The 24,692-nt window shown below is 60.0% G+C and carries 26 protein-coding genes, 2 tRNA genes and 2 pseudogenes; 21 read left to right on the plus strand and 9 right to left on the minus strand.

Going from position 1 to position 24,692, the window contains the following annotated elements; all coding sequences use genetic code 11:
* Window positions 1-115 precede the first annotated feature (115 nt).
* The 5 genes from mscL to AC2444_RS01235 all read left to right on the plus strand — a co-directional run bounded on the left by mscL (window position 116) and on the right by AC2444_RS01235 (window position 6,302).
* Window positions 116-553 (plus strand): large conductance mechanosensitive channel protein MscL, encoded by a 438-nt coding sequence (gene mscL / locus AC2444_RS01215; RefSeq protein WP_012755977.1) that lies wholly within the window; start codon window positions 116-118, stop codon window positions 551-553.
* Between the two features lie 122 nt (window positions 554-675).
* On the plus strand, window positions 676-1,842 hold the full coding sequence (locus tag AC2444_RS01220) for a pyridoxal phosphate-dependent aminotransferase (RefSeq protein ID WP_012755978.1): 1,167 nt from the start codon (window positions 676-678) through the stop codon (window positions 1,840-1,842).
* Between the two features lie 220 nt (window positions 1,843-2,062).
* Window positions 2,063-3,097, plus strand: coding sequence for a UDP-glucose 4-epimerase GalE (gene galE / locus AC2444_RS01225; protein ID WP_012755979.1), 1,035 nt, complete (start codon window positions 2,063-2,065; stop codon window positions 3,095-3,097).
* 107 nt (window positions 3,098-3,204) lie between these two features.
* Window positions 3,205-5,166, plus strand: coding sequence for a putative bifunctional diguanylate cyclase/phosphodiesterase (locus AC2444_RS01230; RefSeq protein ID WP_012755980.1), 1,962 nt, complete (start codon window positions 3,205-3,207; stop codon window positions 5,164-5,166).
* 83 nt (window positions 5,167-5,249) lie between these two features.
* Window positions 5,250-6,302 carry an enoyl-CoA hydratase/isomerase family protein gene (locus AC2444_RS01235; protein ID WP_012755981.1) on the plus strand — a complete coding sequence of 351 codons (1,053 nt, stop codon included), beginning with the start codon at window positions 5,250-5,252 and terminating at the stop codon, window positions 6,300-6,302.
* Window positions 6,303-6,313: 11 nt separating this feature from the next.
* Here the strand turns inward: AC2444_RS01235 and AC2444_RS01240 are convergent, their stop codons facing one another.
* Window positions 6,314-8,371: an ATP-dependent helicase gene (locus tag AC2444_RS01240; RefSeq protein ID WP_012755982.1), complete on the minus strand. Its 2,058-nt coding sequence runs from the start codon at window positions 8,369-8,371 to the stop codon at window positions 6,314-6,316.
* A gap of 107 nt (window positions 8,372-8,478) precedes the next feature.
* Window positions 8,479-8,745, minus strand: a complete 267-nt coding sequence (locus AC2444_RS01245; RefSeq protein WP_012755983.1) for a hypothetical protein — start codon at window positions 8,743-8,745, stop codon at window positions 8,479-8,481.
* A 178-nt stretch (window positions 8,746-8,923) separates the two neighbouring features.
* On the opposite strand from AC2444_RS01245, the gene AC2444_RS01250 reads away from it, so the two are divergent.
* Window positions 8,924-9,184: a BON domain-containing protein gene (locus AC2444_RS01250; protein ID WP_012755984.1), complete on the plus strand. Its 261-nt coding sequence runs from the start codon at window positions 8,924-8,926 to the stop codon at window positions 9,182-9,184.
* Between the two features lie 91 nt (window positions 9,185-9,275).
* Window positions 9,276-9,539 carry a hypothetical protein gene (locus AC2444_RS01255; RefSeq protein WP_012755985.1) on the plus strand — a complete coding sequence of 88 codons (264 nt, stop codon included), beginning with the start codon at window positions 9,276-9,278 and terminating at the stop codon, window positions 9,537-9,539.
* A gap of 266 nt (window positions 9,540-9,805) precedes the next feature.
* On the opposite strand, the gene AC2444_RS01260 is transcribed toward AC2444_RS01255, so the two are convergent.
* Complete coding sequence (locus AC2444_RS01260) at window positions 9,806-10,048, minus strand: DUF982 domain-containing protein (protein WP_011650393.1); 243 nt, start codon at window positions 10,046-10,048, stop codon at window positions 9,806-9,808.
* A 309-nt stretch (window positions 10,049-10,357) separates the two neighbouring features.
* Here AC2444_RS01260 and AC2444_RS01265 point away from each other — a divergent pair, with 309 nt between their 5' ends.
* Window positions 10,358-10,774 carry a hypothetical protein gene (locus AC2444_RS01265; protein ID WP_041935459.1) on the plus strand — a complete coding sequence of 139 codons (417 nt, stop codon included), beginning with the start codon at window positions 10,358-10,360 and terminating at the stop codon, window positions 10,772-10,774.
* Window positions 10,775-10,819: 45 nt separating this feature from the next.
* On the opposite strand, the gene AC2444_RS01270 is transcribed toward AC2444_RS01265, so the two are convergent.
* A tRNA-Thr gene (locus AC2444_RS01270) sits at window positions 10,820-10,894 on the minus strand.
* A gap of 153 nt (window positions 10,895-11,047) precedes the next feature.
* Between AC2444_RS01270 and AC2444_RS01275 the strand changes: the two genes are divergently transcribed.
* The 12 genes and pseudogenes from AC2444_RS01275 to AC2444_RS01330 all read left to right on the plus strand — a co-directional run bounded on the left by AC2444_RS01275 (window position 11,048) and on the right by AC2444_RS01330 (window position 17,912).
* Window positions 11,048-11,242 carry a hypothetical protein gene (locus AC2444_RS01275; RefSeq protein WP_012755987.1) on the plus strand — a complete coding sequence of 65 codons (195 nt, stop codon included), beginning with the start codon at window positions 11,048-11,050 and terminating at the stop codon, window positions 11,240-11,242.
* A 107-nt stretch (window positions 11,243-11,349) separates the two neighbouring features.
* A complete protein-coding gene (gene murA, locus AC2444_RS01280; protein ID WP_012755988.1) occupies window positions 11,350-12,642 on the plus strand; it encodes a UDP-N-acetylglucosamine 1-carboxyvinyltransferase in 1,293 nt (430 codons plus the stop codon).
* 108 nt (window positions 12,643-12,750) lie between these two features.
* A complete protein-coding gene (locus tag AC2444_RS01285; RefSeq protein WP_012755989.1) occupies window positions 12,751-13,182 on the plus strand; it encodes a DUF2948 family protein in 432 nt (143 codons plus the stop codon).
* Window positions 13,183-13,298: 116 nt separating this feature from the next.
* Window positions 13,299-14,597: a histidinol dehydrogenase gene (hisD, locus tag AC2444_RS01290; RefSeq protein ID WP_012755990.1), complete on the plus strand. Its 1,299-nt coding sequence runs from the start codon at window positions 13,299-13,301 to the stop codon at window positions 14,595-14,597.
* Window positions 14,598-14,601: 4 nt separating this feature from the next.
* On the plus strand, window positions 14,602-15,075 hold the full coding sequence (locus AC2444_RS01295) for a UPF0262 family protein (RefSeq protein WP_011650397.1): 474 nt from the start codon (window positions 14,602-14,604) through the stop codon (window positions 15,073-15,075).
* Complete coding sequence (locus tag AC2444_RS01300) at window positions 15,072-15,557, plus strand: arsenate-mycothiol transferase ArsC (RefSeq protein ID WP_017990234.1); 486 nt, start codon at window positions 15,072-15,074, stop codon at window positions 15,555-15,557. The genes AC2444_RS01295 and AC2444_RS01300 overlap by 4 nt, the downstream gene beginning before the upstream one ends.
* Before the next feature lie 123 nt (window positions 15,558-15,680).
* On the plus strand, window positions 15,681-15,899 hold the full coding sequence (infA, locus tag AC2444_RS01305) for a translation initiation factor IF-1 (RefSeq protein WP_003545338.1): 219 nt from the start codon (window positions 15,681-15,683) through the stop codon (window positions 15,897-15,899).
* Between the two features lie 57 nt (window positions 15,900-15,956).
* Window positions 15,957-16,577, plus strand: a complete 621-nt coding sequence (locus AC2444_RS01310; protein ID WP_012755992.1) for a Maf-like protein — start codon at window positions 15,957-15,959, stop codon at window positions 16,575-16,577.
* Window positions 16,578-16,712: 135 nt separating this feature from the next.
* On the plus strand, window positions 16,713-16,925 hold the full coding sequence (gene yacG, locus AC2444_RS01315; protein ID WP_012755993.1) for a DNA gyrase inhibitor YacG: 213 nt from the start codon (window positions 16,713-16,715) through the stop codon (window positions 16,923-16,925).
* Between the two features lie 180 nt (window positions 16,926-17,105).
* A tRNA-Phe gene (locus tag AC2444_RS01320) sits at window positions 17,106-17,181 on the plus strand.
* Window positions 17,182-17,328: 147 nt separating this feature from the next.
* Window positions 17,329-17,555 (plus strand): annotated as a pseudogene (locus tag AC2444_RS01325) (type II toxin-antitoxin system RelE family toxin).
* Window positions 17,556-17,564: 9 nt separating this feature from the next.
* Entirely contained in the window at window positions 17,565-17,912 is a 348-nt protein-coding gene (locus tag AC2444_RS01330; RefSeq protein WP_003545376.1) for a helix-turn-helix domain-containing protein, read from the plus strand.
* Between the two features lie 173 nt (window positions 17,913-18,085).
* Here the strand turns inward: AC2444_RS01330 and AC2444_RS01335 are convergent.
* The 4 genes and pseudogenes from AC2444_RS01335 to AC2444_RS01350 form a co-directional block, all read right to left on the minus strand.
* A pseudogene (locus AC2444_RS01335) lies at window positions 18,086-18,349 on the minus strand (transposase); the annotation flags it as partial.
* A gap of 7 nt (window positions 18,350-18,356) precedes the next feature.
* Window positions 18,357-19,802 carry an HlyD family type I secretion periplasmic adaptor subunit gene (locus AC2444_RS01340; RefSeq protein WP_012755994.1) on the minus strand — a complete coding sequence of 482 codons (1,446 nt, stop codon included), beginning with the start codon at window positions 19,800-19,802 and terminating at the stop codon, window positions 18,357-18,359.
* Window positions 19,803-19,816: 14 nt separating this feature from the next.
* A complete protein-coding gene (locus tag AC2444_RS01345; RefSeq protein WP_012755995.1) occupies window positions 19,817-21,532 on the minus strand; it encodes a type I secretion system permease/ATPase in 1,716 nt (571 codons plus the stop codon).
* Window positions 21,533-21,622: 90 nt separating this feature from the next.
* Window positions 21,623-22,198, minus strand: coding sequence for a hypothetical protein (locus AC2444_RS01350; protein ID WP_012755996.1), 576 nt, complete (start codon window positions 22,196-22,198; stop codon window positions 21,623-21,625).
* Window positions 22,199-22,787: 589 nt separating this feature from the next.
* Here AC2444_RS01350 and AC2444_RS01355 point away from each other — a divergent pair.
* Window positions 22,788-23,882, plus strand: coding sequence for a hypothetical protein (locus tag AC2444_RS01355; RefSeq protein ID WP_012755997.1), 1,095 nt, complete (start codon window positions 22,788-22,790; stop codon window positions 23,880-23,882).
* Window positions 23,883-24,289: 407 nt separating this feature from the next.
* On the opposite strand, the gene AC2444_RS01360 is transcribed toward AC2444_RS01355, so the two are convergent.
* Entirely contained in the window at window positions 24,290-24,559 is a 270-nt protein-coding gene (locus tag AC2444_RS01360) for a hypothetical protein (RefSeq protein WP_012755998.1), read from the minus strand.
* Window positions 24,560-24,692 lie beyond the last annotated feature (133 nt).

Genomic DNA, 24,692 nt, shown 5'->3' on the forward strand with positions numbered 1-24,692 from the left:
ACCGCCGGGAGGTATCGCCGAATAATTGCGATTGCCGATTGATTAATTGCAATGAAGATGTAGCTAATAAAAACAATCGCATATCTTTGAAATGGATCAAAGGGAGACGGATCCGATGCTCAATGAGTTCAAGGCCTTTATCGCCCGCGGCAATGTCATGGATCTTGCAGTCGGCGTCATCATCGGCGGCGCCTTCGGTGGCATCGTCAAATCTTTGGTGGATGACCTTATTATGCCGATCGTCGGCGCCATTTTCGGCGGTTTCGATTTTTCGAATTACTTCCTCCCACTGTCGTCGGCCGTCAACGCACAGTCGCTCGCCGCCGCCCGCGAGCAGGGAGCGGTGTTTGCCTATGGCAGTTTCCTCACCGTGCTCATCAACTTCCTCATTCTCGCCTGGATCATCTTTCTGATGGTCAAGGGCGTGAACACCCTGCGTGCCCAAGTCGAGCGCCAGGAAAAGGTGGCACCGGAAGAGCTGCCAGCGCCGCCGGCAGACGTTCAGCTGCTGACGGAAATTCGCGATCTTCTCGCCACGCGCCCGACGGCTTGATCCGGGCTGGAGCCCGTCCGCTTCGGTCGGGCTCATTCATCACCAAAATCGATATGCCATCACTGGATGTCATGGGATTTGCCGGCGCAAATCCGCTATGAAGGCGGAAACCGGAGATTTGCATGTCGATCGTTAGCAGCCTCAGCCCGCGCGCACTGGCGGCGCCCGAAAGCGGGATCGTCGAACTCGTCAACTATGCCCGTGGCCGCGAAGGCCTGCTGCCGCTCTGGGTGGGTGAGGGCGACCTGCCGACGCCTGATTTCATCAGCAGGGCGGCGATGGACGCGCTTGCTAGCGGCGAGACCTTCTACACATGGCAGCGCGGCATTCCGGAGCTTCGCCAGGCGCTTTCGGATTATTACGACAGACATTTCGGAATCCGGCTTCCGGTCGAGCATTTCTACGTCACCGGTTCCGGCATGCAGGCGATCCAGATCGCCGTGCAGGCGCTGACCTCGCCGGGCGACGAACTGGTTTACTTGTCACCTTCCTGGCCGAACATTGCCGCCGCTCTCGAGATAGCAGGTGCGCGCTCGCTCAGTGTCGAGCTGCAGTTCGAAGGCGGCAAATGGGCGGTCGATCTTGACCGCATCGAAACCGCGATCACCCCGAAGACCAAGGGCATCTTCATCAACACGCCGTCGAACCCGACAGGCTGGACGGCAACGAAACAGGACCTTGGCGATCTCCTGGCGCTTGCCCGCAAGCACGACCTCTGGATCATGGCGGACGAAATCTACGCCCGCTACTATTTTGCCGGCGGCCGCGCCCCCTCTTTCCTCGATGTGATGGAACCGGACGACAAGATCATCTTCGTCAATTCCTTTTCGAAGAACTGGTCGATGACCGGCTGGCGCGTCGGCTGGATCGTCGCCCCGCCTGAAATGGGCCAGGTGCTCGAAAACCTCATCCAGTATTCGACATCGGGGGTGGCGCAGTTCATGCAGAAGGGCGCTGTCGCAGCCCTTGATCAAGGCGACGATTTCGTCGCTGCCAATATCGCCAAGGCGGCCCGCTCCCGCGATACTCTCTGCGATGCGCTTGTCGCCACCAACCGCGTCGAGACACTGAAACCGGATGGCGCGATCTATGCTTTCCTGAAGATCGACGGCGTCGCCGACAGCCGCACGGCAGCGCTCGACATCGTCGACAAGACAGGCGTCGGCCTTGCTCCCGGCACCGCTTTCGGATCGGGCGGCGAACTCTTCCTGCGCGCCTGTTTCCTGCGCGATCCCACACAGGTGGCGATCGCCGCCGAGCGCCTCTGCGACTATATCCTCAAGCTCTGAGAAGCACTGGCCGCAAGACGCGTCGTGGCGACCGAGGCGTCGATTTGTGCCGAAATCGCCGGATCGATAAAACTCTAGCAAAGCCCGAAATCGGCCTCTAACCACGACTCCAAACATACCCGTTCAAAGGCCTTCCAAACGCCGTTCGATAAGAAAATTGGAAAGAAAAACCGGCGCCTGATGCCCCTGCTTATAAAAAACGAAAGCAGGGATGCGGGACATGGCGGTTTTGGTGACGGGCGGCGCCGGATATATCGGCAGTCACATGGTTTGGGCGCTGCTCGATGCGGGCGAGGATGTGGTCGTGCTCGACCGCCTCTCCACAGGCTTTCGCTGGGCCGTGGCGCCGGCGGCGCGTTTCTATCTCGGCGACGTTGCCGATCCCGACATATTGAAAAAGGTCTTCATCGAAAACGACATCGAGGCGATCATCCATTTCGCCGGCTCCGCCGTCGTCCCGGTCTCGGTCGCCGACCCGCTCTCCTATTACGACAACAATTCCGGCAAGACCCGGGCGCTGTTGAGTGCTTCGGTCAAGGCCGGTATCCGCAACTTCGTCTTCTCTTCGACGGCGGCTGTCTACGGCCAGCAAAAGACCGACCTGCCTGTGAAGGAGACGGCTCCGCTCAATCCGGAAAATCCTTACGGCCAGTCGAAGCTGATGACCGAATTCATGCTGCGCGATGCCGCCGCCGCCTATGATTTCAACTATGTCGCGCTTCGTTACTTCAACGTCGCCGGCGCCGACCCGCACCACCGTGCCGGCCAGTCGACCTCAGGCGCCACACACCTGATCAAGGTCGCCTGCGAGGCAGCACTCGGCAGGCGCGACAGCGTCAATGTCTACGGCGTCGACTATCCCACCCATGACGGCACCGGCGTGCGCGACTACATCCATGTCAGCGATCTCACGGATGCACATCTGAAGGCGCTGCAGCATCTGCGCAGAAGCAAGGGCTCGCTCGTTGCCAATTGCGGTTACGGCAGCGGCTATTCCGTGCTCGATGTGCTGAACATGGTCACCCGCCTGCACGGACATTCCTTCAAGATCCACATGGCGCCGCGCCGCGCCGGCGATTCGGCGAGCGTCGTCGCAGACGCTTCGCTCGCAAGGCAGGTGCTCGACTGGAAACCCAGATACGATTCGCTGGAAACCATCGTCCAGAGTTCGCTCGATTGGGAACTGTTCCTGTCGAACAAGAACGTCGACGACCTGCACAGCATCCACCGGGCATTGGCCGCCGCTTCCTTCTGATCGGGGAACCCGTTTACCATCCCCGCGCCTGCGGGGGCGCATGCCGTCACGTGAATAAGGAAAAAACAAGCTTTCTCTGGCTGGCTCGGGCCAACGGAAAAGAGAAGATGAAGAACTTTCTGGCCTCATTGCAGCTGCAAAAAGACAATCCGACGCTTCTGCTGGCGCAGTTCCGGGCCCTGTCGTCGCAGATTCCCATTCTCTATGTCCTTCTGGTCATCAACGCCCTTGCGGTGGCGATCACCCACCTCAAATCCGCCCCCCTTTGGCTCTCGCTCTACATTCCCGTGGCCTTGAGCGTCGTCTGTGTCTTCCGTCTCTGCTGGTGGGAGATCCGCGGCAAGGAAAACGTCACCGCCGAGCGGGCCTACAGGCTGATGAAGCTCACGATATCAGGGGCCGGCATCCTGGCCGTCGCTTTCGGCAGCTGGGCGATCGCGCTCTACCAATATGGCGATGCTTCCCAGCAGGGTCAGATCGCCTATTTCCTCGTCGTGACCGGGATATCCTGCATCTTTTGCCTGATGCACCTGCCGATGGCGGCAGCGCTGACCACGGTCATCACCTTCTCGGCCATGGTCGCGACCTTCTTGTTCTCGGGCAATCCCGTTTTCGTCGCGACGGCCATTAGCGGCCTCTTCCTGATCCTGCCCTTCCTCAGGGTGATCAACAGCTATTTCCAGAATTTCGTCGGTCTCGTGCAACTGACCGAAGAGCTGAAGCAGAAGCAGGCGGAAGCCGAAGAGCTGAACCTCGTCAACAGCCGCAATGCGCTGCATGACCAGCTGACCGGCCTTGCCAATCGCCGCAGCTTCTTTCTCTCGTTGGAAAAACGGCTGCAGAAGGATTCGTCGACGCCGCCCGTCCTCGGCATTCTCGATCTCGACGGCTTCAAGCCGGTCAACGACGTCTTCGGCCATGCCGCCGGCGATCTCGTGCTGAAGGAGACGGCCCGCCGCTTCGTCGCGCTGGTCGGCGAAGAGGGCATCGTCTCCCGTCTCGGCGGCGATGAGTTCGGTATCATCTTTCCCTCCTTGATGACGCGCCAGGCGATCGCCGATCTCGGCCAGGCGCTCTGTGCTGCCGTCCGCGATCCTTTCGAAATCCCCGACGGCTCGGTCCGCGTCTTCGGCTCCTGCGGCATCGTCTATCCTGATATTGGCACATACACCGCCGAGGATCTTTACGAGAAAGCCGATTTTGCCCTCTACCAGGTCAAGAGCAAGCGCAGCAGCGGCGTCGAATTCTTCTCGGCCGAGCACGAGAAGATCCTGACGCAGCGCCACCTGATCGAACTCGAACTGCAGGCAAACGATTTCGCCAAGGAATTGAAACTCGACTATCAGCCGATCGTCGAATTGAGGAGCGGCCGCGTCGTCGCCTACGAGGCGCTCGCCCGCTGGGACAGCGCCCGCTTCGGCCGTATCAGCCCAGACGCCTTCATTCCCGCTGCCGAGCGCACGGCGGTCATCGGTCGCATAACCCGCATCCTCTTCGCCAAGGCGCTCGAAGCGCTGGCGATCATTCCACGGCATCTCAGGCTGTCCTTCAATCTCTCGGCGCGCGATATCTGCGACCACGAGACCTCGATGGCGCTGCTCGCCATGATCACCCGTTCCGGCATCGATCCGAAGCGCATCGAATTCGAGATTACCGAGACCGCATTGCTCTCCGATTTCGACACCGCCGATCAGGTGATATCCATGCTGCGCGCTGCCGGCATCTCGATTGCGCTCGACGATTTCGGCACCGGCTATTCGAGCCTCAGCCATATTCATCGTCTCGGCTTCGACAAGCTGAAGATCGACAAGTCGTTCGTGATGAATTTCGATCGAGACGCCCGCTGCATGAACATCACCCGCTCGGTCGCCAATCTCTGCCAGAACCTCGGCATCGCCTCCGTCGCCGAAGGCGTCGAAAGCGAAGAGATTGCCGAGGGATTGAAGGCGATGGGCGTTCGTCTGGCGCAGGGCTATCATTTCTCGCGGCCGCTGCCGCTCGAACTTGCCATCGACTACGCCGCCAGGTGCGAGGCCGCAGCCTCCGCCCGCAATTCGCTGTCTGCCTGACCGATCGATCTCGATCCGCCGCAAATCGACTGGAGCGATGCCGCGGGGTCGTCTATTCATGGTCGCAACAGATGAGGTGAACCATGCAGGACGGCGAAGTCATCATTGAACGGCGGGGTACCGCAGGCGTCATCCGGCTCAACCGGCCGCGAGCACTGAACAGCCTGACGTTGCCGATGATCCGCACGATCACCGCGGCCCTTCACGACTTTGCCGGTGATCCCGAGGTGGCGAGCGTCGTGGCGACGGGAGAGGGCGAACGCGGCTTCTGCGCCGGCGGCGATATCCGCGCCCTGCATGAGAGCGCCCGCGCCGGCGATGGCCTGGCGGCAAGCTTCTGGCGCGAGGAGTTCCGCCTCAACCATATGATTGCCTCCTATCCCAAGCCCTATGTCGCGCTGATGGACGGCATCACCATGGGCGGCGGCGTCGGCCTGTCCTCGCATGGTCGCCACCGCATCGTCACCGAGCGCACCCGCCTTGCCATGCCCGAAACCGGCATCGGCTATGTCCCGGATGTCGGCGCCACCTGGCTGCTGCCGCGTGGCCCCGGCGAGGCCGGAACATGGCTCGGTCTGACAGGGCTTGATATCGGGGCTGCCGATGCGATCCACGCCCGCCTTGCCGACCTTCAGATCGCCTCGTCGCGGCTCGGCGAAGCGATCGATGCTCTCTCCGCCCTGCCGCGCGCCAGCTCATCCGGCGATGTCGATGCCGTGCTGCAGGCGCTTCCGGAGCCTCAGGGAGAAAGCCGGCTCAGGCAGAACGCGGCGATGATCGATCGCGCATTTTGTTTCGACAACGTGGAGGAGATCCTGGCAACGCTTGCCGAGGAGGAAGGCGAATTCGCCGCCGAGACGCGCCGGGTGCTGCTGACGCGTTCACCGACCAGTCTGAAGCTCGCTTTGCGGCTGCTCAGAGCCGGCCGCAGCAGCGCCTCGCTTGCCGAATGCCTCGGCCGCGAACTCGGCGCCTGCCTGCGGATGCTTGATAATCCCGATTTCTTCGAGGGTATTCGCGCCGCCGTCATCGACAAGGACCGCAATCCGAAATGGTCGCCCGCATCAGTCGAGGCTGTGGAAGTGGCAAGGGTCGAGCATTTCCTGAAACCGGCCGAACCGCCGCTTTCGCTCTGAACGCTATCCGGCTATCGCCACATGCCGCGCATGCGGGCGCCGACATCGATGCGCACTTGCCGCGCGTGGGCTTGCGCGGCCTCCGATTTCACCTGCGGCCAGCTGCAGGCCTCGAAGAACTGCAGCAGCGTTGCCGGAATGAAGCGGCTGCGTGAGGCATAGACATGCCGGTCGCCCTGCGAGTTCTGCCCATAGGTGAAGAAGCGTTGCGGAACGACGAGGTCGAGACCATCCCGGGCGCGCGTCATCGCGACATAGAGCAGCCGGCGTTCCTCTTCGATTTCGGCGGTTGTGCCGACGGCGAGATCGCTCGGTATGCATCCGTCGACGACGTTCAGCATGAAGACCTTCGTCCATTCCTGGCCCTTGGCGGAATGGATGGTCGACAGGATGAGATAGTCTTCGTCGAGAAGCGGCACACCCGCCTGGTCGCTGGTCGCATCCGGCGGATCGAGGGTGAGCTCGGTGAGAAAGCGCTCGCGCGAGGCATAACCGCTAGCGATCTGCTCGAGCTGCAGCAGGTCGGCCTGCCGCGTTGCTGCGTCCTCGTGCAGCCGTTCCAGATGCGGCGCGTACCATTGCCGTGCCAGGCCGATCTCTGCCGGCCAGCCGGCCTTGCCGGTCTTCAGCTCCTGCAGCATCGCAACGAACATTGTCCAGTCCTCGCCGGAGCGCGGCGGTGCCGGCATGGCGCCAAGAGCAGTAATCGGGCTGGCATCCTCGGCCATCAGGTCGAGCGTCTTCTGTGCCGTCGACGGGCCGACGCCCGGCAGGATCTGCATCAGCCGGAAGCCCGCCACCCGGTCGCGCGGGTTCTGCGCGAAGCGAAGGGCGGCCAGCATGTCCTTCACATGCGCGCTGTCGAGAAACTTCAGCCCGCCGAACTTGACGAAAGGAATGTTGCGCCGGGTCAGCTCGACCTCCAGCGGCCCGCTGTGATGCGAGGCGCGAAAGAGCACGGCCTGCTGCTTGAGCGTGAGGCCTTCCTCGCGGTTATCGAGCACCATGTCGGTGATATACCGCGCCTGCTCGGCCTCGTCGCGCACAGTGACCAGGCGCGGCCGCTCGGACGATTGCCGCTCGGTCCAGAGGTTCTTGGTGAAGCGCTCCGAGGCGAGATCGATGACGGCGTTGGCGGCGGCGAGGATCGGCTGCGTCGAGCGGTAGTTGCGGTCGAGCGTGACGATATTGGCCGCCGGGCTGAAGGCGGCGGGAAAATCGAGGATGTTGCGCACCGTCGCGGCACGGAAGGAATAGATCGACTGCGCATCGTCGCCGACGACGGTCAGCCCTTGGCCTTGGGGTTTCAATGCGAGCAGGATCGAGGCCTGCAACCGGTTGGTATCCTGATATTCGTCGACCAGCACATGGTCGAAGCGGCTGCCGATATCCTCGGCAATCATCGCTTCGCCGACCATCTGCGCCCAGTAGAGCAGCAGATCGTCGTAATCGAGCACGTTCTGGCTCTGCTTGGCCTCGACATAACTGGCGAAAAGTTCGCGCAGCTGTTTCTCCCACGTCGCGCACCAGGGAAAGACGTCGCGCAGCACGAGGTCGAGCGCGGTTTCCGAATTCACCGCCCTGGAATAGATGGCAAGGCAGGTGCCCTTTGTGGGAAAGCGGCTTTCCGTCTTCGAGAAGCCGAGGTCGTGCCGGATCAGGTTCATCAGATCGGCACTGTCTTCGCGGTCGTGGATGGTAAACCCAGGATCGAGACCGATCTGCTCCGCATAATCGCGCAACAGCCGCGCGCCGATGCCGTGGAAGGTGCCGGACCAGGAAAGCGCATCCGCCATCACGCCAGCATTCGCACCAAGCACATCGCGGCAGATGCGCTCGACACGCCGCGCCATCTCGGCGGCTGCCCGGCGCGAGAAGGTCATCAGCAGGATGCGGCGGGGATCGGCGCCCTTGACGATCAGATGGGCGACCCGATGCGCCAAGGTATTCGTCTTGCCGGAGCCGGCGCCGGCAATGACCAGCAGCGGCCCGGCAATATGGCTGCCGTCGATGAGCGTGCCGTGCTCGACGGCCATGCGCTGCTGCGGATTGAGCTTTTCGAGATACATCCAGCCGTCCGGTCGGGCTCCCGCAGAATCACTGCGGAAAGATTAGATGTTCCTTGAATGTTCGCGATTGCGGCCTCTGTCAAGCGCTGCGGCGCGCGAGCAACATCTCAGTCGGGGAAATCCGGACCGATCTCGCGCCGCACCAGCTTCAGGCTACGGTCCGGCTGAAGAATATAGGTTTCCTCCACGCGCTGGCCCGTCCCGTTGTAGAACTGGTTGTAGACGGCGCTGCCGACCGGCGACTTGGCAAGCTTCGTTCGCGGCTGGCCGCCATAGGTAATGCTGCCGGGAATGGGTTCCAGCGCCCGCGTATCGGCCGAGGAGCAGCCGGCAAGCATTGCCCCGGCAAACAAGGCGGGCAGAAGCGCTTTCATCGTCATCATCCCTCTTTCGACTGCCGCCAGATATGGAAGCCGCAGCGCCTTTCGCCAAGGGTCGTCCATGCCACCGCGCAGGTATCACTGTCGAACAGGCTCTTCTTTTCCGGGGGACGCAACGAAATGCGTCCCTGCGGCGTTAACAGACATCAACCAACATTAGGAAACGTTCACGGTGCTCGGCTTTCCAGCATTCACGGGGCATGGCGAGCCCGGCCGCCAGGGCCACAGCGATGCCGCGACGCGCGCCTCGGTGGAAAGCGCCCTTCATGCGGCCGCCGATTTCGAAGCCGGCGAAATCACCGTCAGCATATCGGGCTCCTATGTCATCCTGGAAGGTTTCGTGCGCCGGCGGGGCGATGTCGAGCGGGCGATCGAGATCGCCGAGGGCGTCGTCGGCCGGGGCTATGTGCGTGCTCGCTTGCTGCGACGCTAGCCGGCTCGCGCTCATCTCTTTGCGATGCATGAAGGGAACCAAAATGCTCTCTCGCGTGTTGAAAGGCCGGACCTAAACGCTGGAGACTCTCATGCAGTTGCTTCCTCGCCTCTGGGCAACCACCTTGATCGTGGGTTGCGGTGTCTTTGCCGGCTCCGCCCATGCCTCGCTGGAAACCGGCACGAATTATTCCGCTTTGCCGAAGGACCAGATCGCCCTCAACGAATATACCGGGACCGTCGCCTGCCAGCCGGTAGAGCCTCACTATCTCCCCTCCTTCATCCGCGCGGCAGATGGCACCATCATCGGTGTCGGTTATGTCGAGATCGAGAATGAGAGCGGCGCGGATTGCTGAAAAAAGGCGGTCCTGCTCGGACGAGGCTCGCCTGCGTTTCCGCAGAGGGTACGAGCCTCTAACCATCATCATGATGGCTAGTCATCTTCTATTGATGCACCTGTATCGGGCGCAACGCCCTTTGCACCAAAACCCGGCACGCACTTGTTGCAGGGTTAAACCAAAATTAAAGCCCAAAATTAAAGCCCAAAATTAAAGCATTGTCCCGTTCCGGCACGCTTGCGCGCCCAGAAGGCGAAAATCGCCCGAAATTCCTTGCTGAAGTGCTAATGCAGCTTCAGCTTCGCCTCTTCGGCGGCCGCCAGGAACTCGGCTCTTGCTTCTTCCACGCTCTTGCGTCCGTCGAGCGCCGCCCGGCAGGCGCTGCGGGCCTTGATATAACGAAGCCCGCGCATACTCGGCCACAGATCCGCCAGGCACTTCAGCGCATCGAACGGCCCATTGACCGTTCGCGCATCGGCACCTTCGAAACCGACCTTGACCGGGCTGTTCCATCTTTCAGTTGCCATCGACGCTCCTCCACGATTTTCGACAGAAACGAAGCGCAGCATCTCCCAGTTCCTCCGGGGAGACTTTGCGATAGTTAATACTCTAGCGTGATTTTTGCCGTCAGCAATGGTGGAATGCATTGCGGCTGATGAGGCGAAATGTCCTCTTGATGAGATTCACCAAGCGACCGGCTTTCGCGGGCCAGGAATTTCGTTGGAATTTGTAATCATGACGCCCCAATGCGAGGGGAATTTTTGGAGGGTGCAACCAAATCCGATGGCGTGGGCGCGGCATCATCGCTACCATGCTCTCGAAGCTGATGGCTCCACATGGGTTTAGGTCGAAATCTGATCCAGGCTGCTTTTCTCTGTGGGGCCTTGGCAATGCCGGTCCTCGCCCGCGGGGCAGAGGTGTCTGCTGAAGACGCTCTGCTGACGCGTCTCTCCATCGAAACCGTGCCACGACTCCAGCGGGAATATTTGCGGGCGACCCTCACGCCCCAGGATGAAGGCACGGCGATAGATGTTGCTGCCTATGTTTTGTCTAAGACTTTTGATCGGTGGTATGTCGAAGGTATATTCGATGGAGCTTTTTCGTGGCTTCACGCGCCAATTAAGGACGAAGTGCTGGTCACCAGAGAACTGATTGAACTGTGGCAGTTTTCGCCGTTTATATCTTACTATCTCGAGGTAACCGAGATTCCCGACTGCGCAAACAACAGCGTGCTGCTTCCCAGCTGTCACTAGCTTTGCCGAGGGGCGCAAATGGAGGTCATATTCTTACCGGAAAACTGGTGCTGCCGAGTGGGATTGAACCACCGACCTCACCCTTACCAAGGGTGTGCTCTACCACTGAGCTACGGCAGCAGGACCAGTACCCGTGCGAGCCGTGTGGCTCAATCGCGAGGACGGGGGGCTATTGCCACAGCTTGGCGGCAAGCGCAAGCCGCAAATTCCAACTTCGCGTCGATTGGGATGAAGGGACTTTTGGATTGGCGCGAATTCAGCTAATCCTGTCGCATGAACGAAAAGACCGAAACCGGCCAGCAGAGCCGCAAACAGGCGATCGAGGCACAGGCGAAACTGCGCCGCGAGCGCGCCGCCGACAAGCTCAGGGAAAATCTGGGGCGACGCAAACAGCAGGTCCGCGCCCGCCGTTCGGGCCAGGCCGACGAAACAAATGGGCTGCCCGCCGCAAAAATGGACGAATCGTAATGTTCCGTCCGACACGAATTGAAGCGTGTCGAGAAATCCCCTAAACACCTCACTCCTTATTCCAAGGCAGAACTTTCAGGAAAGGCGGGCTCGGCCCGTAAGCGCACATGGATCGTATCAGAATCGTCGGCGGTAATGAGCTGAATGGCATCATTCCGATTTCCGGCGCCAAGAATGCCGCACTGCCGCTGATGATCGCCTCGCTTCTGACCAGCGATACGCTGACGCTCGAAAACGTGCCGCATCTGGCCGATGTCGAGCTGCTGATGCGCATCCTCGGCAATCACGGCGTCGACGTCGCCGTTAACGGCCGCCGCGAGCGCCAGGAAGACGCCTATTCGCGCACGATCCATTTCACCTGCCGCACCATCGTCGATACGACCGCATCTTATGAACTGGTCTCGAAGATGCGCGCCTCCTTCTGGGTCATCGGCCCGTTGCTGGCGCGCGAAGGCCATTGCCGCGTTTCGCTGCCGGGCGGCTGTGCCATCGGCACGCGCCCCGTCGATCTCTTCATCGAAGGCCTGACGGCGCTCGGCGCCACGATGGAAATCGATGCCGGTTATATCAACGCCAAGGCGCCTGCCGGCGGCCTGATCGGCGCACGCTACACCTTCCCGAAGGTCTCCGTCGGCGCCACCCATGTGATGATGATGGCGGCAACGCTTGCCCGCGGCACGACTGTCATCGGCAATGCCGCCCGCGAGCCTGAGGTCGTCGACCTCGCCAACTGCCTGAACGCCATGGGCGCCAGGATATCGGGCGCGGGTACGGCGACGATCACCATCGAAGGCGTCACCTCGCTCTCCGGCGCCCGCCATCGCGTCCTGCCGGATCGCATCGAGACCGGCACCTACGCCATGGCGGTCGCCATGGCCGGTGGCGACGTCGTGCTCGAAAATACCGATGTGGCGCTGCTCGAAACCGCGGTGGAAACGTTGCGCCGCGCCGGCGCGGAAATCTCGTCGACCAACAATGGCATGCGCATCAAGCGCAATGGCGCCGGCATCAGGCCGGTCGATATCGTCACCGATCCTTTCCCGGGTTTCCCGACCGACCTGCAGGCGCAGTTCATGGCGCTGATGACCCGTTCTTCCGGCGTCTCGCATGTCACCGAGACCATCTTCGAAAACCGTTTCATGCATGTGCAGGAGCTTGCCCGCCTCGGCGCCAGGATCTCGCTGTCCGGCCAGACGGCGAAGATCGAGGGTGTCCAACGCCTGCGCGGTGCGCCTGTTATGGCAACCGATCTGCGCGCCTCCGTCTCGCTGGTCATCGCCGGCCTTGCCGCCGAGGGCGAAACCACGGTCTCCCGCGTCTATCACCTCGACCGCGGTTTCGAGCGGCTCGAGGAGAAGCTGACCCGTTGCGGCGCCATCGTCGAGCGCATCAGCGAGTAAGCACCGTTCATCCCGGTTGCGTAATTGGTCGCCGCGCCTTATTTCCCTTGTCTGACGCATCGCCATTCCGGCGGTGCCCGGTCTAGGCCGGTAATGGGATGAGGCTGAATGACCGACCTGAAACTTGTTGCGCTCGATAACGAGGATCTTGCGATCATGTCCGCGCATATGCAGGACAGTGTCTTCAAGGTCGGCGACATCGATTGGTCGCCGCGCGACGCGCAGTTCGCGCTTGCCGCCAATCGTTTCGTCTGGGAAGGTGCCGAGCGCAAGCGCAAGGGTTTCGAGCGCCGCCGTGCTGCCCTGGTTTTCAAGCGCGTGCTTGCCGTCCGTTCGCTCGGCATTGATCGCGGCAAACGCGACGAGGTGCTGTCGCTGCTGGCGCTGCGCTTCGAGCAAAAGGGCGAGGGGCCGGAGGGCACGATCGAGCTGTCCCTGTCCGGCACCGCCTCGATTGCGCTCGATGTCGAATGCATCGAGGTCCAGCTGGCCGATATCGGCGGCGCCTGGGAGGCTTCCTCCAAGCCTCGTCACCGCTAATGCATGTCGCCCGGAAGTGTGCAGCGGTTCCGGGATAACGACATGCATAAAACAATGAGTGTTTGACGCCCTAAAGTTTGAACATCGCAGTTTCAAGTTGAGAAGGAATATCGGCCTTGGCAATCTGGCTGGATCAGGCATCGGAAGGTTTCGAGCAGCATTTTGCCGCCTTTCTGACGACGAAGCGTGAAGTCTCCGAGGATGTGAACGTGGTCGTTCGCACCATCATCGATGACGTGCGCGCCCGTGGCGATGTGGCGCTTGCCGAATATTCGCTGAAATTCGACAGCATCGACTACGCTACCGTCCCGATGCGTGTCACAGCTGAAGAGATCGACGCCGCCGTCGAGGCGGTGCCTTCGGAAGTGCTGGGGGCGCTGAAGCTCGCGGCGCTGCGCATCGAATCCCATCATCGCCGGCAACTGCCGAAGGACGATATCTATGAGGACGACATGGGCGTCAGTCTCGGCTCGCGCTGGACGGCGATCGAAGCGGTCGGGCTCTATGTTCCGGGCGGCACCGCGAGTTATCCGAGCTCGGTGCTGATGAATGCGGTGCCGGCCAAGGTCGCCGGCGTCGATCGCATCGTCATCGCTGTTCCTGCCACAGGCGGCGCCGTCAATCCGGCGGTGCTTGCCGCCGCCAAGCTTGTCGGCGTCACCGAGATTTACCGTGTCGGCGGCGCCCAGGCGATCGCGGCTCTTGCTTATGGCACCGAGACGATCGCCCCGGTCGCCAAGATCACCGGCCCCGGCAATGCCTATGTCGCTGCTGCCAAGCGTCATGTCTTCGGCACCGTCGGCATCGATATGATCGCCGGTCCCTCCGAAGTGCTTGTCATTGCAGACAAGGACAACAATCCGGATTGGATTGCAGCCGATCTCTTGGCCCAGGCCGAGCACGACGTCAGTTCCCAGGCGATCCTGATCACCGACGATGCCGCATTCGGCAAGGCGGTGGAGCAGGCGGTCGAACGCCAGCTGAAGACGCTGAACCGGGCCGAGACGGCGGCAGCAAGCTGGCGCGATTTCGGCGCGGTCATCCTGGTTGCCGATCTGAAACAGGCCATTCCCTTGGCAAACCGTATCGCTGCCGAGCATCTGGAGCTCGCCGTCGCCGATCCGGACCGGCTGCTCGACGGCATCCGCAATGCCGGCGCGATCTTCATCGGCGCCCATACGCCCGAGGTGATCGGCGATTATGTCGGCGGTTCGAACCACGTGCTGCCGACGGCGCGTTCGGCACGTTTCTCCTCCGGCCTTTCGGTGCTCGATTTCGTCAAGCGCACCTCGATCCTGCGCCTCGGCCCGCAGCAGCTCCGCACCCTCGGCCCGGCGGCGATCGCCCTTGCCGTTTCCGAAGGCCTCGATGCCCATGCGCGATCGGTCGCGATCCGCCTCAACCTCGAAAGGTGAGGGCATGGCGAAGGGCGAATTCCGGCTTTGCGACGTCGTCCTTGACGATACGATCGGCCGTTCGACGCCCGATGTCGAGCATGAGCGCGCCGTCGCCATCTTCGACCTGATCGAGGAAAACAGGTTCGAGCCGCTCGGCCATGCCGGCGGTCCTTACCGGCTGAACATCTCGCTGGTCGATTCGAAGCTGGTATTCGCCATCACCACCGAAGAAGGCGGCGGGGTCGCCACCCATATCCTGTCGCTCACGCCCTTCCGGCGGATCGTCAAGGATTACTTCATGATCTGCGAGAGCTATTACGAAGCGATCCGTTCGTCGACGCCGAGCCGCATCGAGGCGATCGACATGGGCCGGCGCGGCATCCACAATGAAGGCTCGCAGACGCTGAAGGATAGGCTGGCCGGCAAGATAGAGGTCGATTTCGATACCGCCCGGCGCCTTTTCACGCTGGTCTGCGTGCTCTACTGGCGCGGATGACGGCAATGGAGCTCGCCGTCGACGTCGAGGAGGGAAAGCGGCCGGGCGCCATCCTCTTCATGTGCGGTATGAATGCCATCCGCTCGCCGATGGCCGAAGCGATCGCCCGTAGCATTCTGCCCGCCAATACCTATATCAGGTCTGCCGGCGTACGCGCCGGCGAGCGCGATCCCTTCGTGGACGTCGTGCTCGAGGAGATCGGGCTTTCCCTCGGGCGCCGCCAGCCGCAGACGCTGGAAGAACTCGAGGATGATTATTTCGATCTGATCATCACGCTGTCACCGCAGGCCCATCATGCAGCACTCGAGCTGACCCGGTCGAGTGCGGTCGATGTGGTCTACTGGCCGACGATGGATCCGACGGTTGCAATCGGAACACGCGAGCAGATTCTGGAGAGCTACCGCGAGGTCCGCGATCATCTGGCCGGCCTCATCGAAAGCCGACTACTCAAACGAAATGGCATTGCCGCGCAATCGGCATGAAAACAAATAAAGGAAAGCCTGATCAACGAGGTTCACAAACCTGCGTTGATTGTGTAGTTTCCGCCCAAATTTTAAAGGCGCGCGCTGCGCTGCCTATTCAACCCACAGGAAGAAAACACTTATATGCCTAAAGAAGAAGTCCTCGAATTCCCGGGAATCGTCACCGAACTTCTGCCGAATGCGACGTTCCGCGTGAAGCTCGAAAACGAACACGAGATCATCGCCCACACCGCGGGCCGCATGCGCAAGAACCGCATCCGCGTTCTCGCCGGCGACAAGGTGCTTGTGGAAATGACGCCCTACGATCTGACCAAGGGCCGTATCACCTACCGTTTCAAGTAAGTTTGCCCGAAGGTCCTGCAAGGGTTTTTGCTCCCGTCTGACGATGGTCGAGGTTCCATGGCGCTGAAATACAAGCTCATTCTGGCCTCGGGCTCGCCCCGTCGCGTTGACCTGCTCAACCAGGCCGGCATCGAGCCCTCGCGCCTGATGCCGATGGATATCGACGAGGCGCCGAAGAAATCGGAGCATCCGCGTTCGCTTGCCCGCAGGCTTTCGGCTGAGAAGGCCGAAGCCGCCCTTGCCGCCATCAAGGGCGATATCACCTGGAAGGGCAGCTATATCCTGTCTGCCGATACGGTGGTCGCCGTTGGCCGGCGCATTCTCGGCAAGGCTGAGTTCGCCGACGAGGCGCTGAGTTCGCTGCATCTCCTCTCGGGACGCAACCATATGGTCTACACCGGCGTTTGCCTGGTGACGCCGGATCGCAAGATCCGTCAGAAGATCGTCGAGACCAAGGTCCGCTTCAAGCGTCTCTCCGGTTTCGAGATCGAGAACTACCTGGCCTCCGGCCAGTGGCGCGGCAAGGCAGGCGCCTACGGCATCCAGGGCCTCGCCGGCACCTTCGTGCAGAAGATGGTGGGCTCCTACACCAATGTCGTAGGCCTGCCGCTTTATGAAACCATTCTGCTTTTGACCGGCGAAGGCTTCGATGTGCATAGCCGGTGGCCCGAGGGCTGAGCCCGACGGCCGATGCTTTAAGCGCGCCACGATCTTTCAGATCCGAGCGTCGCGCTTTAAGGCTTTATTTTCTCGCATGTCGTTGTCGCAAAACCGCTGCACACTTTTACGCGACATGCTTTAGGACGGACTGATATGCCTGAAGACAAGAAAGCGGCCGCCAAGGTCGAACCGCTGCGCAAGACGCGCCCTTGCCCCGAATGCGGCAAACCCTCCCACCGCGAACATTACCCCTTCTGCTCCAACCGCTGCCGGGAGGCCGATCTCTCCCGCTGGCTGACCGGCGCCTATGCCATTCCGGTTGCCGACGATGAGACGAAGGCTGATTATCCGGATGAAGAAAATTAAAGATTTCCGCCCGCGAAGCTCTTATTTTTCCTCATGAATCCGCAAAGCCGGCAAGACCGTCAAAAAAGAGTCATTTGACGCTTGCCATGGCCGAACAAGATGCTATAACCCCGCTCGCTTCCGGGGTGAACCAAGGCCCCGCGGTTCCTTTTTCTGAAAGGGACCATCGGAAGCAGGTTAGCCCAGGTAGCTCAGTTGGTAGAGCAGCGGATTGAAAATCCGCGTGTCACTGGTTCGATTCCGGTCCTGGGCACCACTCAATCCACGATGTTTTCATTGCATTTTTTTATCCGCATTATCGATGCGCGCGGGCATCCGATTGAAAGAACCTGCAGAATTTAGCAGGTATCGCCACTGGCAATATTATTGCAGCGAAATAGTTAGCTATCAGCTATATTTGCTCATGAAAAGGATCGCCTACAGCAAGGCCGCCACGAAGGCACTCCGCAAGATGCAGCCGAAGCGCGCCGCGGCGATCATCGCCAACGGCGAGCCGGTCGACCTCAAGACGCTGCAAGGCAGCGAATTTTTCGAATTCGTGTCGGACAGGACCGCGTCATCATCGACGATCAGACCATACAGGTCCTCGTCTTCAAGGCCGGCCCACGCGGCGACATCTATAACGAATAGGAGACCACCATGGGTGAAATCCAGAAACTGACCATCGACGGCAAGGGGTACGTGCTGCTTTCCGAAGACGACTATCAGGACCTTGTCGACGTCAGCGACGCGCGTGCCGCAAAGGCGCGTATCGACGCTGGCGAAGAGACCTGGCCTGAAGACGTCGTCAAGGCGCTGATCGCTGGCGAAGATCCTGTCCGGGTGTTCCGTAAGCATCGCGGCATGAGTATCAAGGAGCTGGCTGAAAAGTCCGGCCTCTCCCAGCCCTACCTTTCCGAAATCGAGACCGGAAAGAAGGAGGGCTCCCTGGACGCACTCAGGTCGATCGCCAGCGCGCTGGACGTCGACCTTGACGATGTGGCTTGATGTATACGCATCCCAAGGCGGCCATGTTGTGATCGAGCTTGCTGCTTTTAGAGCCGTATCCCTTTGCCCCATTTGGGGAGGCTCCCTCGTCCAAAAATATGGTGCCGCGCGCCTGATACACAGGGCCAGAAGGCGCCAACAAGCCCTCTCTTTAGAGGTTAGTGTCGCCCTTTCAATGTCTTCGCCAGCATCTCGCTCAGTGTTGCCGCCGAGAGCATGGATTCGGCCAAAAGCTTCTTGAGCTTCTGGTTCTCTTCCTCCAGTGCTCTCAACCTTTTGGCATGGAGACCGACATTCCCGAACTGCAGGGATTGCCACCGATAGAAGGTCGGCTCGCTGATACCGTGCTTGTGGCAAACATCTGCCACTGTCACTCCGGCTTGGTGCTCCTTCAGAATACCCGTAATCTGGTCGTCGTCGAATTTTCGCTTGCCCATCACCGCCTCAGTCCTCGCGAAATGCTCTGTTGAAACTGTCGAGGAGTGGTCTGACGGCATAGAGCGCCACGCTGCTTTTGCCCGTTTCGATCAGTATCTGTGCGGGCATGCCCGCGACCAGCTCGACATCTTTCATTTTCGCCAACCGCTCGTCCGTTACACGGATCGTCGCGGCAAAGTAGGGCTGGCCGCTCTGCGGATCGGTGAGGCGGTCCGCTGATACATACTCCACTCGACCTTTCAGGAGTGGAACGCGCCGCTGATTATATGGAAGGAGGTGGACCTGTGCCTCGAGCCCGGCATGGACGAGATTGATGTCTTCCGGTCTGACGTGGGCAGACACGACAAGGCGATCTGAGCGCGGCAGAAGATCGACGAGCGGTTCACCCGCGCCGATCACCCCACCTGATGTGTGGATGCGCAGGTTCATGATTGTTCCATCTTCGGGAGCACGGATATCGGTCCTTGAGAGTTGGTCGTCGATCGCCCGCAAACGCTCGCGCAGTTGCATGATCCGGCTCTCCGTATCGCGCATGCCCTGGGCGACTTCGCTCAACCGGTCGCTCTCAAGCTTTGCGAGATCGGCCTGTGACCCGCTGATCACCTGGTAGGCGCGAGAGATCTGTGCCTCGACTTGACCCTGCTGGCCATCAAGGTCTGCTTTTTCCCGCTGGAGGTTGAGAAGTCTGCTTCTTCTTTCCAGACCTTTGGCGCTGAGGATCGTAACCTGATCCAGTTCTTGGCTCGAGATTGTCGCTCTGTCGGCCAGTGCTGCCTTCTGCGCGCCAAGTCCGACGATTTCCTGCCGCACCTGCGCGATCTTTTCATTGGCGATCTGAATTTCGGCCTGCATGACCCGGCGACGGGCTTCGAAGATTTTCTGTTGCCCAATCAGAATTGTGCTGACCGAAGGATATTTGTCCATTGCTGCCCTGAGATCCTCAGGATAGGCGATATGGTCGCCGCCCGTCTGCTCCGCAAGCAGGCGGGCGCGGCTTCCTTCGGCGTCCCAAAGTTGCCCTTGAATGCTGTCGCGCTCCGAGCGGGACTTCGTATCGTCGAGCTCTATCACGATTTGCCCGCCCATGACCGCATCGCCGTTTTTAACGAGTATCCGTCGGACAATCCCGCCTTCCAGATGCTGAATGGTCTTGCGGCTGGACTCCGGTTCGACAACGCCGGATGCGATCGCAGCGCTTTTCAGCGGCGCCAGGACCGACCAGATTCCCAATCCGACGATGAAGACCAGGATCAACAGGTTCCCCGTCCAGACAACACCTCTGAGCCCGGGCATGGGCGAAGGGGGGGCGGGTCCGCGCTGTTTCGACTCGATCACCGGCAAATAGGCCGTCTGTTGCCTGGCCGTCGCTGTCGATCGTGGAACCAACTGCTGACTCGTCCTTGACGAATTTGAAAATTTCGCCGGCGTTGCGTCCAGTTGAACAAGGGCCATGGCAGCGTTTCTCCCTATGTTCCTGTTCGAGACGGTGGCTGAAGATAAGTTTCATAAATCCGCTCGCTGTCGCCGAAGGCTGCCACCGTCCCGTTACGCATGATGGCAATCTTGTTGGTGACCGGCAGGATCCCCATCCGGTGAGTCATGATAACGACGGTCATCCCCCTGGATTTCATACGCTCGATTGCCGTGAACAGCATGCGTTCGCCGTCATAATCCAGGCTCGAATTCGGATCGTCGAGAACGATCAGGGACGGATTTCCATAGGCCGCCCGTGCCAGTCCCAACTGTTGGCGTTGCGCTCGAAGGAGCAGGTTTCCACCTTCACCGATATCGGTCTCGTAGCCCTGGGGCAGCCGCATGATCGCGTCGTGCAAGCCAACCAGCTTTGCGGCGTCGATCGCCTTGCCGGGATCTCCTCCGTCCAGCCGGCCGATCACATCCTTGATCGCCCCGCCGAAAAGTTCGATGTCCTGCGGCAGGTATCCGACGTGGCGGGTCCCCCCGCAAAGGCGCAGAGCTGAGATATCGACCCCGCCGAGAAGAGCACATCCGCTCGTTGCTTGCACAACGCCTGCTATGACGCGACCGAGTGTCGATTTTCCCGATCCCGAAGGACCGATGAGCGCTATGCAATCGCCGGGCGCGAGGCGCAAGGTGATGCCTGTCAATATCGGCCGATCGGCGAATGGCTTGATATAGCTGACATTATCGAGAACGAGGCCATTGGGTTCCGGTAACGGCACCATTCGAGCATCGTGTTCAGATGCAACTGATATCAGCATTCTGTTCAAGCGATTGAAGGCATTGCGCGCAAACGTAAAGGAGCGCCATGCACCTATTGCGCCCTCGATTGGTGCAAGCCCGCGTCCGAGCAGCAGGCTCGCAACGAAGATGATCCCGGCACTGCCATTGTTTGCGAGCACCAGCCAGGTGGCGGATCCCATCATCAGGATCTGCGCGAGGGTGCGGATCGATTTGGAGAAACCAAGAATGATCTCCGTCCGATGCATCGCGATGTCCTGCGCCCTTCTTGCCATTTCCGCATCGCGATAGACGATCAGCGCTGCGCCATCCTGCATGCCCATTGCCCGGATCACCTCGATGTTTTTGAGGGCGGTCGCAAACCGGATATAGCTCCTCGAAAGGGCAAGATTGGCGTAGGCAAGCGGCTCTCTCGTCGCCAGTTCCGTCAGGAACGCAAACAGCAGAAGTGCAAGCGCGCTCAGAAGACCGATGGTCCCAAGCAACGGATGAACAAGAAAGAGCAGGAACAGGAATACCGGTGCCCAGGGAACATCAAAAAAGAGCGAGCTAGCCGGTGAATCGAGGAACTGGCGTAGTGCGGCCAGGTCCCTGTAGCATTCCGTGGCGGCTCCCGTATCGGCGCGAGCGGCATATTCGAACGATGCCGTCAGCACCATGGGCCGCAGCCGGTGGTCCAGCCAACTGCCGATGCGCGAAAGAGCTGCTCTGCGCACGATATCCAGCGTGGATCCGACCATCACGCCGATGGCGATGATCATCGTCAGCATCAGCAGCGTGTCAGCGCTTCGGCTCGACAGGACCCTGTCATAGATCTGCAGGAGATAGATCGAAGGCGCGAGAAGAAACAGATTGTAGCCGCAGCTATAGAGGAAGACCAGCCCGAAGGCTCCGGCACAAGCCCGGAGCGCAACAACAAGCTGTGTCGGCGGGCGCGGTGGCTTTATGGAAATTGTTGTCATTATCAGATCTCGCTGCACTTGATACTGACAAGAAGAGGCTGCTTACCTTGAGGGCCGCCGGCCGAAACCAGCGGCCCTTGAGGTCTGAGTTCAGGAGCCGAGATGGTCGACGTCGATATGGCCGAAGGCGTTTATGAAGTGATCGAGAGAATTGTTCACCGTCGTCGTTTCGGGATCCGTGTGAACCAGAGCTGACGAGATATCGCCGCCCAGAGCGTTGTTTCCGTTGCCGCCGTTGCCGCCGACGCCTGCGAGGATGGTCGCATGCTGATCGGCCACAAGCTGCGTATATTGTGTCGCGGTCGTCGCCGCATTCACGGTAGCCGTGTCGCCGCCGCTCGAGTTTCCTTGGCTGCCGTTGGAGTGGGAATCTCCCCCCGCGCCGCCGTCGCCGCTGTTCGTGACCGCCGCCAGGAAGCCGTTCTTGGCCTGAGCAAAGCCACCGTCTCCGCCACTGCCGGCGTCCCAACCTGCCTTCTGCCAAACGTGATCGCCGTTGTGCAGATGGGTATCGGCCCCGTAGACCGTTTGCACTGGGTCTACATATGCAACCGGGTTGTAGTTGATGTTCCCATCGTTGTGGCCATCGCCGCCGTTGCCGGCATTCGCGTCACCCGCATCCGGGTTGTTGAGATGAATCGTGTCGGATATCTGTGGAATAGGCATTGATGTCACTCCTTCTACTTCGTTTCATCAGTGTTGCTTTTACGGCGTGAGTATCAAGCATGTCACCGTCAGCCAATACAACCGCAGGCAAATAATGCCTGCGATTTAATCTGTGAACCATCTAGATATTCGGTGACATTCATTCGGATGTATACTTCGAGGCGGCGAAGCGTTATTTGAATTGGTACTTTGTGCTTTGGCGTCGGATGGCATGGCCACGATCATGTCTGCGACCTCGTCGAAGCGGCGCCGCTTTTTGAAGCAGCGCCCCCCGAAGAAAACCGCCTGTATCCGGGGTTCTCATCAGGTTTGCGCTTGGCAAAGACGATCCTGTTCGGGGCTGAAAACGTTTATGTTCCGCCGCGAGAAAGATGCAGGACCTCTGATCCAAGGGCGGATTGGTGCTCGCAAACTCGCACAACGGGCGCTGCGGTCATGACAGCCAAATGGCTACAGTCCTAGCCGACGGGATGTAGACGAATTGCAGGCTCCGCTTTTCTTCCGTTCAGAGGCACAATGCCTGAACAATTCAGGCTGCATGGCGCCGCACGCTCGGTGGACGTGCGGTTGACCGCGGATGGAGACGGCAATGGCGGAAACTCGTTCCTTAGTGGAAGACTTGCCCAAGGCGGGCACCGATCAACACCTCGCCTCCAATCTGGCCGCGGGACATCTGGCGCTGGTGCCGACTTGGCTTCCATTGGATGTCGCTTCCGGTCCAAGCTCTAATTCAGCCGGCAGCGGTGGTGACGGGATAAGCGAAGGCGTGATCAGCAGCAACGCGTTGGCCGTTTTCATGCCGTCCAATGCCGCTATTGCGGGACCTCATTCGGGTGCCGACGCTTTCCAGGGCAATGATGCGCTCATCAATCAGCATCCCACCGAAATGGCCGGGATAGGCGGGAATGGCGGCAGCGGCAATGTTGCCATCGGCAGCGGCGATGGCGCCAATCATGCCGGCACGGGGGGCAATGGGCTTTTCTACGGCGGACTCGTGAGCACCGAAGTCGCACTGTTTGCCCCCGTCAATACTGCCGTGGCTGCAGGCCCCGGCGCGACGGCTCACGCCGAGCAATCGAACAACGCCCTGTTCCTGCAGGGCGCAACCCAGATCGGCGGCATGGGCGGCTCGGGCGGAGACCATAACGTCGCGAGCCACGGCTCGTCGATGAGCCCGGGAACTGCGCTCACATTGACCGGCGACTTTTATGCAGGTCATGGCGGCGATGGATATTTCGTCGGCACTATGGTCGACGTGAGTATCGCCATCTTCTCGCCGATCAATATCGCCATTGGCGCCGCGGGCGGCTCGGCGGAGGCCCATCAGACAAACAATGTGATTTTCGATCAGGGCGCTGTGCAGATCGCAGGCATCGGCGGCAATGGCGGTGGCTTCAACCTGTCGTCAGACACGATTTTCACCGGCAACCATGCGCTCGGCGGTGGCGGTGACGGGGTCGGATCGTCAACCGGCAGCATGGTCGATGTCAATTTCGGCTATTTCCATCCCATCAACATTGCCGTTCCCGCCGGTGGGACGGCGGACGCCCAACAGGTCGATCATGTTCTCTATGATCAACATGCGCTCCAGTTGGCCGGCATCGCGGGCCACGGCGGAGACGGTAACCTCACAGACGCCCATTCGGCTCTCGTAGACGACATTCTGAGCTTCATGCATGGCTAGAGCCTTTCCATTTTTCTTCGAAGCACGGAAATGCTCTATCTCTTTGTTTCCACGCAATTCCGGACGCAAAACCTCTACGCATTTTTGCTGGTATTGCGCTAGCGCATAGCCTCCCCACTTGCATTGCGGAGGCTCAACTGCACGAAACCGTTCTTTGTGCGATCTTTCAAGCCATGTGTTGAATTGTTTCCTCCACCCGGCATTCGGCTCCTTGGGCCGATATGGCACTGAACGGCGGGCTCAGTGAGATCCCGAACATTCCACAATGACCTCATCCGCATTGTCGCCGATTTCGGCCGACTGGGGCCGTGACCTCCGGCCACTATCGGTCGGTGCCGGCGCAGTGCTGTTTGCGGGAGAACAATGCTAACTGGTATTAATGCGTCATTAGAGCACAGTTTCACTAATCATAAGGGGTAGTCAGCGATCTCAAGCTTTTGTTGCTTTTCGCGTTTGTCATTTTGTTGTCGGGTCTGCGACTGCTTTGAATTGAGATATGAAAACAAAGCCGAGCCGATCGGCAACTCGTTATATCCAATGGCGCTTTCCGAAATGGATCGGTAGCAGATCAGTTGCCTTTTCAGTGCCTTTGAAAGCTTTGTTGACCCGCTTGCCGTACGTGAATTCGGCGAAGGCTGGAAAGTCTGCAGCGACAAGTCGAACCAGCAGGCATTCATGAAAAATCTCTTCAATGTGCTCTGCAATCCCAGTTATCTATCATTGATATTTTATAAACTATAAGAATCATCATGAGAGGTAAGACTATTAATATCAGAAATACACTCACTTTTTCTCATGACATGTAGTGAG

The sequence above is a fragment of the Rhizobium sp. WSM1328 genome, from assembly GCF_057653715.1.

Coding starts and splice junctions, on each gene's coding strand:
- murA (WP_012755988.1), top strand. CDS start 11,350: ATGGATCGTATCAGAATCGTCGGCGGTAATGAGCTGAATGGCATCATT.
- AC2444_RS01260 (WP_011650393.1), bottom strand. CDS start 10,048: ATGGCAACTGAAAGATGGAACAGCCCGGTCAAGGTCGGTTTCGAAGGT.
- AC2444_RS01235 (WP_012755981.1), top strand. CDS start 5,250: ATGCAGGACGGCGAAGTCATCATTGAACGGCGGGGTACCGCAGGCGTC.
- AC2444_RS01240 (WP_012755982.1), bottom strand. CDS start 8,371: ATGTATCTCGAAAAGCTCAATCCGCAGCAGCGCATGGCCGTCGAGCAC.
- AC2444_RS01220 (WP_012755978.1), top strand. CDS start 676: ATGTCGATCGTTAGCAGCCTCAGCCCGCGCGCACTGGCGGCGCCCGAA.
- AC2444_RS01285 (WP_012755989.1), top strand. CDS start 12,751: ATGACCGACCTGAAACTTGTTGCGCTCGATAACGAGGATCTTGCGATC.
- mscL (WP_012755977.1), top strand. CDS start 116: ATGCTCAATGAGTTCAAGGCCTTTATCGCCCGCGGCAATGTCATGGAT.
- AC2444_RS01355 (WP_012755997.1), top strand. CDS start 22,788: ATGGCGGAAACTCGTTCCTTAGTGGAAGACTTGCCCAAGGCGGGCACC.
- AC2444_RS01350 (WP_012755996.1), bottom strand. CDS start 22,198: ATGCCTATTCCACAGATATCCGACACGATTCATCTCAACAACCCGGAT.
- AC2444_RS01310 (WP_012755992.1), top strand. CDS start 15,957: ATGGCGCTGAAATACAAGCTCATTCTGGCCTCGGGCTCGCCCCGTCGC.
- AC2444_RS01230 (WP_012755980.1), top strand. CDS start 3,205: ATGAAGAACTTTCTGGCCTCATTGCAGCTGCAAAAAGACAATCCGACG.
- AC2444_RS01300 (WP_017990234.1), top strand. CDS start 15,072: ATGACGGCAATGGAGCTCGCCGTCGACGTCGAGGAGGGAAAGCGGCCG.
- AC2444_RS01345 (WP_012755995.1), bottom strand. CDS start 21,532: ATGACAACAATTTCCATAAAGCCACCGCGCCCGCCGACACAGCTTGTT.
- galE (WP_012755979.1), top strand. CDS start 2,063: ATGGCGGTTTTGGTGACGGGCGGCGCCGGATATATCGGCAGTCACATG.
- AC2444_RS01360 (WP_012755998.1), bottom strand. CDS start 24,559: ATGAATGCCTGCTGGTTCGACTTGTCGCTGCAGACTTTCCAGCCTTCG.
- infA (WP_003545338.1), top strand. CDS start 15,681: ATGCCTAAAGAAGAAGTCCTCGAATTCCCGGGAATCGTCACCGAACTT.
- yacG (WP_012755993.1), top strand. CDS start 16,713: ATGCCTGAAGACAAGAAAGCGGCCGCCAAGGTCGAACCGCTGCGCAAG.
- AC2444_RS01255 (WP_012755985.1), top strand. CDS start 9,276: ATGCAGTTGCTTCCTCGCCTCTGGGCAACCACCTTGATCGTGGGTTGC.
- AC2444_RS01245 (WP_012755983.1), bottom strand. CDS start 8,745: ATGAAAGCGCTTCTGCCCGCCTTGTTTGCCGGGGCAATGCTTGCCGGC.
- AC2444_RS01295 (WP_011650397.1), top strand. CDS start 14,602: ATGGCGAAGGGCGAATTCCGGCTTTGCGACGTCGTCCTTGACGATACG.
- AC2444_RS01275 (WP_012755987.1), top strand. CDS start 11,048: ATGAACGAAAAGACCGAAACCGGCCAGCAGAGCCGCAAACAGGCGATC.
- AC2444_RS01330 (WP_003545376.1), top strand. CDS start 17,565: ATGGGTGAAATCCAGAAACTGACCATCGACGGCAAGGGGTACGTGCTG.
- AC2444_RS01265 (WP_041935459.1), top strand. CDS start 10,358: ATGGGTTTAGGTCGAAATCTGATCCAGGCTGCTTTTCTCTGTGGGGCC.
- AC2444_RS01340 (WP_012755994.1), bottom strand. CDS start 19,802: ATGGCCCTTGTTCAACTGGACGCAACGCCGGCGAAATTTTCAAATTCG.